This window comes from Nocardioides sp. (genome assembly GCF_050699375.1).
Lineage (GTDB): Bacteria > Actinomycetota > Actinomycetes > Propionibacteriales > Nocardioidaceae > Nocardioides.
This window is the reverse complement of record NZ_JBOHDN010000102.1, coordinates 1-11,140: the sequence shown is the minus strand read 5'-3', so window position 1 is coordinate 11,140 and position 11,140 is coordinate 1. Positions and strand designations below refer to the sequence as shown.

Genomic DNA, 11,140 nt, shown 5'->3' with positions numbered 1-11,140 from the left:
TTGAGCAGCCGCATGCCGAGGAGCGTGACCCCGACGCTGCCGACCGCGTCGCCGAGCCAGACCAGCGGCAGGCTCATCACGTAGAACAGGGGCGGGTGGTTGGCGACCCAGATGTCGCGGCGTGGCTCGTCGAGCCCGAAGAGCGCCTCGGCGAACTGCGGGTAGCGCACCGGATCGGCCGGGGTGTTCGTGTCGATCGTGGGCAGGACGCCTTGGGAGAGAACGATGGCGTACGCCGCGTGCTGCTTCTCGTCGGCCTTCAGCAACGGCGGCATCCCGACCGCGTACTGCGCACTCATCGCGAAGCCGAGCACACCCATCAGGAGCAGGCATGCGGTCACCTGGGAAAGCGAGCGCGTGGGCGTAGGCACCTCGACAAGCTAGAGGGCCCCGATGCCCCTCAGCGGGCGCCGCGGTTTGCGGCCAGGTGACGAGTCGGCGAAAACTCCGCTCGCCCGGCCGGCCCCGTCAGTCGGTGACCATCGATGACCCGGACGCGACCTGCTCCCGGGTCGTACGCCGCCGTACGTCGCGCCGGTGACGCCAGATCTGCACCACTCCGACGCCCCAGAACAGGTACTGCACCGACATCGCCCACCGGAACGCCTCGGGTGTGTAGGAGGTCGACTCCCCCGGCGTACGCCAGTCGAGGATCCACCCGACCAGCACGATCACCAGCAGCGCGGCCACGAAGCCACCCTGGTTGATGATTCCGCTGGCGCTGGCCATCCGGGCCGGCGGGTTGCTGGTGCGGCCGACGTCGAAGCCGATCATCGAGGCAGGTCCGCCGATGCCGACCACGCACATCAGGAGCAGCAGGACCGGCAGCGGCGCCTCCCCCGGCCAGGCGAGCACGAGCGTCCAGACCGAGGCCAGAGCGGCGATCATGGTCAGCGCCGCCGTCGAGCGGTGCCACGGATGGCGTCCGGAGATGATCCCCATCACCGGGCCCGCGACCAGCGCGGCGACGACAGTGACCGAGAGCAACGAGCCCGCGAGGGTGTCGGAGAGCCCCTCCGAGGTGACCAGGAACGGGAACCCCCACAGCAGTCCCATCAGGTGGGAGCTGAACGGGGTGGAGAAGTGGATCCAGAAGCCCAGGCGCGTCCCTGGCTGATACCAGGACGCCTTCAGGCTGCGGCCGAGCTCGCTCGGCTTGAGGGAGGTCCCGCGTCGGTGCCGGTCGCCGGGTCCGTCATGGACGAAGAGCCGCAGGAGCACGAGCAGCACCGGGCCGAGCAACGCCGCGGTCAGGTAGGCGCGGGTCCAGCCCAGCTGGCCGAGCGCCCAGGTCATCGGGACCGCGGCCGCGATCGCGCCGATCTGGCCGACGGTGCCGGTCAGCTGGCTGACCAGCGGCACCTTGCGGGCCGGGAACCACGACGGCACCAGCCGCAGCACGCAGATGAACGTCATCGCGTCGCCCATCCCCACGAAGGTACGTGCCAGCAGCGCCAGCGGGTAGGAGTCGGCGAGCGCGAAGCCGGCCTGGGCCAGAGCCAGGATCAGGGCGCCGGCGGAGAGGACCGTACGCGACCCGAACCGGTCCACCAGCAGCCCGACCGGCACCTGCATGAACGCGTAGACGAGCAGCTGGAGCATGACGAACGTCGCCAGCTGGCTGGCGCCGATGCCGAAACGCTCGGTGGCGATCAGGCCAGCGACCGCGAGACTGCTGCGATGGAAGACCGCCAGGCCGTAGACCGCGAGGGCGATGCCCCACACGAGCCATGCTCGAGCCGACTGGTGGTCGAGCTTGTCGAAACCCCCGTCGGAGGACGAGCTTGCGGACGGTTGCTGACTCACATAGAGAGGCTACGGTGTCTGCCGGGCCGGCGAGGCGCCGGTCCGCGCATGGGGACGGGCGATCTCGGTCACAGGCTCGGAGAGGGTGGGGACCGCGTCGAAGACGCCCGGCCGCATCCGCCGGCGCAGCTCGGTGGCGACGTACGCCGCGACCGCGAACATCACCAGGTCGGCCGCCACCAGCGCGACCAGCGCGAACGTGCTGCTGACCGGGCCGTCGACGTACTGCTCGGTGTCGAGATGGCACACCAGACCGACCACCAGGAACGCCAGCGAGACACCCAGGCCGATACGCAGATCACGGGCCTCGTCGACAGCGGTCGTGGAGCTCTGTAGCGAGCTCGTCGAGATGGTCCGGAAGGGAAAGACGCGGCCCAGGCGCAACGCTGCGATCCCGGCCCCTGCGGCCAGGAACGGCAGGAACGGCACCGCATAGCGTGCATGGATCCAGCCTCCTCCGGCGATGAAGCCCGCCACGTTGACCAGGATCAGCAGGCAGTAAGCGGCCAGAAGCGCCCAGATCGCCAGGTCCTGACGGTGCGCCGTCGCGCTCTGCGGAGCGAGGTCGATGCGCTGGAGGACCCCTCTGCGGCGTGGGTTGGCCTTCGCGGCCGCATCCAGCGCGAGACCGGCCACCGTGAGGGTCAGCACGACCACGGCCGCCTGGCTCCAGGTGTTGGCGATGTTGCCGTCGGTCCACAGACTGCCGAGCAGGTGGCCGTAGAACTCCGGGTTGACCAGCTGGAACAGCGTGGTGCCGTTGGGCTCGCGCCCGAACTTCTCGAACAGCGAGCTCGACGCGGTCGGGTCGCCGTAGATCTGGATGTTGCGGACGTAGAACCAGCCGAACACGACCACCGGCGCCATGCCGATGCAGGCGGCGATCCCGACCGCACGCCAGAACGTCCCCCGCAGGAACGTACGCAGCGCCGGCTCCCGCAGCCACATGGCGGCCAGCACGCAGGCCCCCAGGAAGAGGACCGCCACCAGGCCCGTCGAGCGGAACCCGGCAGCCGCGACACCGACCGCGGCCGCGGCGATGAGTCGCTCACGAGTGACTCCCTGGCGGATCATCCGGAAACCGAGGTAGAGCGTCAGGAACGCTGCCGCAGAGGACCAGCCGTCGTTGTAGATCCCGCCGCCCACGAAGGTCATCGCGCCGCAGCCGAGGCACATCGCCGCGGCGATCACGGGCACCACCGGGCGTCGCGGCACCAGCTCGCGTGCGAGCAGGCCGACCATGATGGTGGTCAGGGCGAAACCGAGGGCGTTGAGCAGGCGCATCCCGAGCAGTGTCAGGCCCGGCGACCCGACCGCGTCACCGAGCCACACCAGCGGCAGGCTCATCGCGTAGAAGAGGGGCGGGTGGTTGGCGACCCAGATGTCACGGTGCGCCTCATCGGCGCCGAACAGGCTCTCGGCGAGCTGGGGATAGCGCGCCGGGTCGTCCGGGATGTCGGTGTCGATCGTCGGCAGCGTCCCCTGGGACAGCGCCACCGCGTACGCCGCATGCGCTCGCTCGTCGGCCTTGAAGAGGGCAGGCATCGCGATCGCCACCTGGGCGCTCATCATGAAGCCGAGCACACCGAGCAGCAGTACGCAGATCGTCGACTGAGACAACGGAACCCTGGACGAAGACACATCACGATCGTAATCAGCGATTCTGGCCGGATCATCCGGTCACGGGTCATGGCAGGTGAATTGCGCGCGACAAGAAGGTTGCCCGCGGGTGGGAGGAAACTCGGTCGAGCCGGACCGGTTCGAACAAGTAGCGTCGGGCGGTGACATGACTACCTCATCGCCGCGCCGCGGTTCACGGCCGCATCACATCGCCATGGTCGCCTCCCCCGCGATCAGCCACATCCTGCCGAGCCTCGAGCTGATCAGGGAGCTGGTCGCACGCGGTCACCGGGTCACGTACGCCACCCACGAGTCCATGGCCGAGGCGATCGCGCCCACGGGTGCCGAGCTGGTTCCGGTCCCCACGGTCCTGCCCGTCGAGGACCGGCAGTGGCCCGAGGATCCGGTCGCCGGGATGGGTGTCTTCCTCGACGACGCGATCCAGGTGCTGCCGCACCTGCGCTCGTTCTACGACGCCGAGCCGGCAGACCTCTACCTCTACGACATCGGCGGCTACGCCGCCCGGGCGCTGGCCGAGGAGCAGCAGCGCCCGTTCGTGCAGCTCTCACCGACGTACGTCGCCTGGAAGGGTTACGCCGAGGAGATCGGCGCCCAGGTCCGGCAGCTGCCGGGCTACGACGACTACCTGACGCGGTTCACTGCCTGGCTCGGCGAGGCGCATGCCACCACCCGTGACCCCGAGACGTTCGCCGGGGCGCCGGAGCGGGCACTCGCGCTGATCCCTCGCGCGATGCAGCCCTTCGCGGACCGTGTCGACGAGGACGTCGTCACCTTCGTCGGACCGTGCTTCGCTCTCGACGCCGACGAGACCTGGGGCCGTCGCGCCGACGCGGAGCACATCCTGCTGGTCTCGCTCGGGTCGGCCTACACCGGCGACGTGGACTTCTTCCGCGCCTGCGTCGAGGCATACGCGACCCTCCCCGGCTGGCGCCTGGTGATGTCGATCGGCACCCGGATCGACCCGGCCGACCTCGGCGACCTCCCCGACAACGTAGAGGTGCACCGGTGGTTGCCGCAGCGTGCCGTCCTGGCCCAGGCGGACGCATTCGTCACCCACGCCGGGATGGGCGGGAGCAGCGAAGGCCTGATGGCCGGCGTCCCGATGGTCGCGGTCCCGCAGGCGGTCGACCAGTTCATGAACGCCGACCGGCTGGTCGAGCTCGGGGTCGCTCGGCGGATCGATGCCGAGGACGTCACCGCCGCTGCGCTGCGTACGGCGCTGATGGGGCTGCTCGATGACTCCGACCGTGCCGTGCGGTCGGCTCAGCTGCGTGCTGATGCGCTTGCCGAGGGTGGGACTCGGCGAGCGGCTGACTTGATCGAGGGCATGCTCGCCTAGGTCGTTCGTCGGGAGGTGTCGCGGAACGACAGGAGCCCCGCTCTTCGTAGGGTGTCGCGAACGGCAGGTCGTCGCCAGCGCTCGCTTCGCTCGCGCACGCCCCTCGTTCGTCGGGAACCGGCGTAAACCAAGATGGCGCCTTCGGCGCGATGGGGGCTTACGCCGGCTCCCTCCTCACTTCGTGGCTTCCATCATCTGGCGGAGTTCTTTTTTGAGATCGGAGATCTCGTCACGGAGCCGGGCGGCGACCTCGAACTGGAGCTCGGCGGCAGCGCCCTTCATCTGCTCGGTGAGGTCGCCGATGAGCTGGGCGAGATCAGAGGACGGCAGACCGACGAGGCCGCGTTCGCGGGCCTCGCGAGCGGCCTCTCCGAGCATCGGGGTGGGTGCCTTGGCCGAGGTCTTGCCCGCCCGACCCTTCGCCTCGGTGCCGGCCCAGGTGTTGAGCAGCTCCTGGGTGGACTCGTCCTCGCGGGCGAGCATCTCGGTGATGTCGGCGATCTTCTTGCGCAGCGGCTGCGGGTCGACACCGTTGGCCTCGTTGTAGGCGATCTGGATCGCGCGTCGGCGGTTGGTCTCCTCGATGGCCGACTCCATGGAGGGCGTGATCTTGTCGGCGTACATGTGCACCTGGCCGGAGACGTTTCGGGCGGCGCGGCCAATCGTCTGGATCAGCGACTTGTCCGAGCGCAGGAAGCCCTCCTTGTCGGCGTCCAGGATCGAGACCAGGGACACCTCCGGAAGGTCGAGTCCCTCACGGAGCAGGTTGATGCCGACCAGGACGTCGTACTCCCCCAGGCGCAGGTCGCGAAGGAGCTCGATCCGCTTGAGGGTGTCGACCTCGGAGTGGAGATAACGGGTGCGGATGCCGGCGTCGAGGAGGTAGTCGGTGAGGTCCTCGGACATCTTCTTGGTCAGCGTGGTGACCAGGACGCGCTCGTTCTTGGCGACGCGGTCGTTGATCTCGCCGATGAGGTCGTCGATCTGGCCCTTGGTCTGCTTGATGACCACCTCGGGGTCGATCAGGCCGGTCGGGCGGATGATCTGCTCGACGGTGTCTCCGCCGACCTTGTCGAGCTCGTAGTTGCCCGGGGTCGCGGAGAGATAGATCGTCTGGCCGATCCGCTCCAGGAACTCCTCCCACTTCAGCGGCCGGTTGTCCTGGGCGCTGGGCAACCGGAACCCGTGCTCGACCAGGTTGCGCTTGCGGGACATGTCGCCCTCATACATCCCGCCGACCTGCGGGACCGCGACGTGAGACTCGTCGACGACGAGGACGAAGTCCTCGGGGAAGTAGTCGAGCAGACAGTTGGGCGCCGAACCGGGCAAGCGGCCGTCGATGTGCATCGAGTAGTTCTCGATCCCGGAGCAGGACCCGACCTGGCGCATCATCTCGACGTCGTAGTTCGTACGCATCCGCAGCCGCTGCGCCTCGAGCATCTTGCCCTGCTTCTCGAAGGTGCTCAGCTGCTTGTCGAGCTCGTCCTCGATGCCGCCGATCGCGCGCTCCATGCGCTCGGGGCCGGCGACATAGTGGGTCGCCGGGAAGATGTAGAGCTCCTGGTCCTCGGTGAGCACCTCGCCGGTGACCGCGTGCAGCGTCATCAGCCGCTCGATCTCGTCACCGAAGAACTCGATTCGGACCGCGTGCTCCTCATAGACCGGAAAGATCTCCAGGGTGTCGCCACGCACCCGGAACGTGCCACGGGTGAAGCTCAGGTCGTTGCGGGTGTACTGGATCTCCACCAGCTGCCGCAGGATCGAGTCACGGTCGCGCTCCTCCCCCACACGCAGCCGGAGCATCCTGTCGACGTACTCCTGCGGGGTGCCGAGACCGTAGATGCAGGACACGGTCGAGACGACGATGACATCTCGCCTGGTCAGCAGCGAGTTGGTCGCCGAGTGGCGCAACCGCTCGACCTCCTCGTTGATCGAGGAGTCCTTCTCGATGTAGGTGTCGGTCTGGGGGACGTACGCCTCGGGCTGGTAGTAGTCGTAGTAGGAGACGAAGTATTCGACCGCGTTGTCCGGGAAGAGCTGGCGCAGCTCGTTGGCGAACTGGGCGGCGAGGGTCTTGTTGGGCTGCAGCACCAGCACCGGGCGCTGCAGCTTCTCGGCCGTCCAGGCGACGGTGGCCGTCTTGCCGGTGCCGGTCGCGCCGAGCAGGACGACGTCCTTGACGCCGTCCTGGATCCGCTTGGTGATCTCCGCGATCGCCGCCGGTTGGTCGCCCGAGGGCTTATATTCGGAGATCACCTGGAACGGTGCGACACGACGCTCGAGATCGGTGACTGGACGCATACATCCAGGCTACGCGGGACCACCGACACTTTCGCGTGCGCTGCCGCTCCGCCGAGGTTCCACGAGGCGTATGTCGCCCGGGTCCGCCGTCTCCGGAGCATCACCCCGAGGCCGCCAGACCAGCGGCAGCACCACAGCCACCAACGCGCAGGTCGCCCCGATGCCGAGGACGACGTACGGCACCGGCCTGATCTCGGGAAGCATCATGTCCGTGCCGAGCCGGATCTGCGCACGCATCGAGACGGAGAAGGTGTTGACCGCCATCCCCACGAGGAACGCCGAGATCAGGGCGGCCGCGATCTCCTCGCGCCGACGGATCTCGCCCCACGGCAACGCGTCGACGATCGCCAGCAGGCCCAACGAGAGCACGATCGCCACGAGCGGCATGATCGTCATGAGATAGCGCTCGTGCGCGTTGCCGCCACCGGACCGGAACTGAGCCAGGTTGACGACGATCACGAACGCGTGCGCGATCAGCACCAGCAGGCCGATCGTCGCGACCGACGGGGCGCGGGGTGCCCTGACGACGAGACCGTGCTCCCGGCCGTGGTCGCGCAGGCGGGCGAAGACGCCCAGGACCAACCCCAGCAGGGCGACGAGCGTGAAGGTGTCGATCACCCAGTGCAGCCCGGTGCCGCGCAGCTGGAAGGGCACCCAGAGGTGGTCGTACCAGCCGTGCCAGAAGCGGGGCGCGGTCATCACCTCGAGCCAGGTGTCCACCTGCACCCGGTCGTAACGCTCCAGGAGCGCCGAGCTCGCCGTCGGGTCTCCGTAGAGCACCATGTTGCGTACGTAGAACCAGCCGATCGCCAGCCCTGGCACTCCGGTCACGATGCCCGTCAGCCACGTCGCCCGCAGGAAACCCTTCCGCGTACGGTCCCGCAGCAGCAGCGTGACGCCGAGTGCCGCACCGCACATGATCACCGTGATCACGCCGGGCGCCTTCGTCGCGGCGGCGAGGGTCCCGGCCACCGCCATGACGATCATCCGGTTGCGGGTCACGCCGAGCCGGAGGATGCGCAGCGTCGCGAGCACCGTCAGCGACGACGCCGCCACCGCGAGACTGTCGTTCATGATGTAGCCGGCCGAGACCGCCAGCACCGCGGGCGATGCGGTGATCGCCGTGGCCAGCATCGCGGCAGCGGGTCGCCTGGGTGTGACCTCGAAGGCGATGAGGCCGACCAGGAAGACCAGGGCTCCGTACGCGAGAGCGCTCACGATGCGCATCCCGGCGGTGAGCACCTGCGGCATGTCCAGCGCATCGGCGAGGGCAACCGACGGCACGCCCAGCAGGTAGTAGAGCGGTGGGTGGTTGGCGGTCCAGATCAACCGATGGCGGTCGAGCTCCTCGCGGTTCGCGCCGCGGGTGATCTGCGGGTAGCGCTCCATGTCCTGTGCCACCGGTGTGTCGATGGTGGGCAGGTGGCCTTCGGAGAGCTGGATGGCGTACGACGCGTTCGGGCCCTCGTCACGCGCGTGGTAGGACATCGCCTGCGTCGTCGCGAAGTACAAGCTCATCGAGGCCGCGAAGGCGCCCAGCAGCGCGAGGACCGCCACCAGCCTGGCCGATGGCCTGGCGGGCGCGTCCGTCTGCTCGGAGGCCAGGACCGCAGCGGTGTGACTCATCGCAGCTCCCATGGGTTGGACATCATCGAGAGCCGCACCACCGCGAGCTCGCGTCGAAGGTTAGAGCACTTCTCTCGGGACATCTGTTGGACCCGCCGCGCTAGCGACCGATGACCGGTACGAGGAAGAACAGCAGTCCTGCGCACAGCAGGACAGGTGTCGCCACCGCGACGACGACGCGGTGGCGCCGCTCCGGGGGGCCGACCCGGACCAGGTCGCCGAGTCCGAGGAGGCCTGCCGCGAGCACGGTGGCCACCAGCGGAAGCAGGGACAGCAGGTAGCGCTCGTGGTAGCCGCCGCCGGCCGCGGCGAATCCGGGCAGGTTGTAGAGAAGCGTCAGGCCGTACGTCACCAGCAGCCCCCACGCGAGCACGACCGGGCCCGTGGGACGGGAGGGCCGCTTCGCCCAGCGCACCGCGAGCACTACGAGTCCGGCTACGGCGGCAACCGAGAGGGCGTCCACGAAAGCCTCGCCCCAGCCCGAGTGGGCGCCGCCGATGTGCGACCACGGCCGGGCGAACCACAGGTGCCACATGTCCAGGTCCGACGCCATCTCCCACCAGGTCCCGCGGAGGTCACGCGGGAACTTCTCCCGGTTCACCCCGCTCGCGGTCAGGTCGCCGTAGATCAGCAGGTTGCGTACGTAGAACCAGCCGATCGCCAACGCCGGAACACCGGTTGCGACCGCGGCCGCACCCACGGCACGAAGCAGCCCGGCGGGCGAGCGATCCCGGAGGAGGAGCCCGAGGAACAGGGCCGCACCACACAACGCGACGGTCGCCACCCCGGGGATCTTCGCCGCGGCCGCCGCGGCGCCGGCGGCGGTGAGCAGCGCCAGCCGCCGACCGGTGAGCCCGAGCCGGAGGATCCGCAGGGTCGCGAGGACGGTCAGCGACGCGGCGGCCGCGGCGACGCCGTCGTTCTGGATGTGTCCCCCGGCGTACGCGAACCGTCCGCACGAGGCGGCGACCGCGGTGGCCAGCAGCGCGACCGCCGGCCGACGGGGCATCAGCTCGAAGGCGATCAGCCCGACCAGGAGCACGCCCAGCGCCATCCCGAGCGCGTTGACCAGCCGCATCCCGACGAGCATCACCTGCTCTGCGACCAGGGCATCATCCAGCGCATCGGCCAGGGCATCGGCCAGGGCGAGGACGGGAACGCAGAGCGCGTAGTAGAGCGGCGGGTGGTTGGCGGTCCAGATGTCGTGGTGCGCCGGGGTCGGCACGTCGGCCAGCTCCCCCGCCAGCCGCGGATGCTCCGTGGCGTCGAACCGCATCTCCGTGTTCACCGTCGGCAGGTTCCCGCGGTAGAGCTCGAGGGCGTACGCCGTGTTGGGGCCCTCGTCGTGGTGGTGGAACTCGAGATCGCCGGCGACGGCGACGTACGCGCTCAGCGAGAGCACGAAGACGGCGATCAGCAGCAGCCCCGCCAGGATCGCGCGCGGCGGGCGCAGCGGTGCGATGGTCTCGTCGAGGGGATCAGGCACGTCCCCGGAGGCTAGTGCCACATCGGTGAAGCCCCGGCCAAGAGAATCAGAACGCCGCGCGAACCTCGTCCTCGGTGAGCCCGTAGTCGGCAAGGCTGTAGTCGTGCTTGGGCCGGGCGCTGCCGGAGCGGGACTCGGCGTCGATGCGGGCCACCTCCGCCCGCGCGGCTGGGCTCCAGTCGAGCCCGAACTGGTCGTAGATCCCCTCGACGGTGCCGACCGGGTCCTTGACGAACCCGCGGTAGTCGACGTCGATGAACTGGGCCTGGTCGTATCTGCCGCGGGCCTCGCCGAAGGCACGCCACGTGCGGGAGAGCATCTCCAGCTGGGTGGCCCCGATGGTCTCCCCCACGAACGTGCTCGACATCCCCGCGGTCGCCTCCGCGGACAGCGAGCAGCCCGAGGCGACCGCGACCACCGGGTCGCGGTGGGTGACCACCACGAGCGCGTCCGGATAGACCTCCATCAGCGCGTCGAGCGCGACCAGGTGGGACGGGTTCTTGAGCACCCAGCGCCGGTCCTGGTCGTTGAGCCCGATCAGCTGGAGGCTGCGGCGATGGGCCTCGTACGCATCGCGCCAGTCCTGCTTGGCCAGCCACGCCGAGTAGCGCGGGACGTTGGCCAGCGACTCGAACGAGATCGACTTCCCGGCCTGGCGCAGCAGCCGCCAGCACTCCTCGACGCTGGTGGCGTCCATGTAGTGGATCCCCATGAACTCGGGGTTGCTCACGTGGTGCTGCTGATAGGCGTTCTGGATCGCGACGAAGACCGGATCCTGCTCCCAGGTCTCGCGCGGCGGCCGGGGCTGCGGGAACTCGGTCAGCCAGGTCTCCAGGCCCTGGTGCGCCGGGTCCGCGGCGAGCAGGCGGTGCAGTGCCGTCGTGCCGGTACGGACGAGTCCGGTGACGAAGATCGGGCGCTCGATGCGTACGTCTCGATGC

Annotated in this window: 7 protein-coding genes and 1 pseudogene; 1 reads left to right on the top strand and 7 read right to left on the bottom strand. The window is 69.2% G+C overall.

Annotated features, from left to right (window positions below; genetic code table 11):
* The 3 genes and pseudogenes from ACRDPS_RS07140 to ACRDPS_RS07130 all read right to left on the bottom strand — a co-directional run.
* Positions 1-371, bottom strand: a pseudogene (locus ACRDPS_RS07140) (ArnT family glycosyltransferase); the annotation flags it as partial.
* A gap of 97 nt (positions 372-468) precedes the next feature.
* A complete protein-coding gene (locus ACRDPS_RS07135) occupies positions 469-1,806 on the bottom strand; it encodes an MFS transporter (protein WP_431500930.1) in 1,338 nt (445 codons plus the stop codon).
* 9 nt (positions 1,807-1,815) lie between these two features.
* Complete coding sequence (locus ACRDPS_RS07130; RefSeq protein WP_431500929.1) at positions 1,816-3,447, bottom strand: ArnT family glycosyltransferase; 1,632 nt, start codon at positions 3,445-3,447, stop codon at positions 1,816-1,818.
* A gap of 145 nt (positions 3,448-3,592) precedes the next feature.
* Between ACRDPS_RS07130 and ACRDPS_RS07125 the strand changes: the two genes are divergently transcribed.
* Positions 3,593-4,786, top strand: coding sequence for a macrolide family glycosyltransferase (locus ACRDPS_RS07125; protein ID WP_431500928.1), 1,194 nt, complete (start codon positions 3,593-3,595; stop codon positions 4,784-4,786).
* A gap of 174 nt (positions 4,787-4,960) precedes the next feature.
* Here the strand turns inward: ACRDPS_RS07125 and uvrB are convergent, their stop codons facing one another.
* The 4 genes from uvrB to ACRDPS_RS07105 form a co-directional block, all read right to left on the bottom strand.
* A complete protein-coding gene (gene uvrB, locus ACRDPS_RS07120; RefSeq protein ID WP_431500927.1) occupies positions 4,961-7,087 on the bottom strand; it encodes an excinuclease ABC subunit UvrB in 2,127 nt (708 codons plus the stop codon).
* Positions 7,088-7,096: 9 nt separating this feature from the next.
* Complete coding sequence (locus tag ACRDPS_RS07115; RefSeq protein WP_431500926.1) at positions 7,097-8,713, bottom strand: ArnT family glycosyltransferase; 1,617 nt, start codon at positions 8,711-8,713, stop codon at positions 7,097-7,099.
* 100 nt (positions 8,714-8,813) lie between these two features.
* Positions 8,814-10,199, bottom strand: a complete 1,386-nt coding sequence (locus ACRDPS_RS07110; RefSeq protein ID WP_431500925.1) for a hypothetical protein — start codon at positions 10,197-10,199, stop codon at positions 8,814-8,816.
* A gap of 46 nt (positions 10,200-10,245) precedes the next feature.
* The coding region (locus ACRDPS_RS07105; protein WP_431500924.1) for a sulfotransferase family protein at positions 10,246-11,140 on the bottom strand (895 nt) is incomplete at its 5' end.

What these genes read in the sequence shown, in the direction of transcription:
- uvrB (WP_431500927.1), bottom strand. Translation starts at nt 7,087, where the DNA reads ATGCGTCCAGTCACCGATCTCGAGCGTCGTGTCGCACCGTTCCAGGTG.
- ACRDPS_RS07115 (WP_431500926.1), bottom strand. Translation starts at nt 8,713, where the DNA reads ATGAGTCACACCGCTGCGGTCCTGGCCTCCGAGCAGACGGACGCGCCC.
- ACRDPS_RS07125 (WP_431500928.1), top strand. Translation starts at nt 3,593, where the DNA reads ATGACTACCTCATCGCCGCGCCGCGGTTCACGGCCGCATCACATCGCC.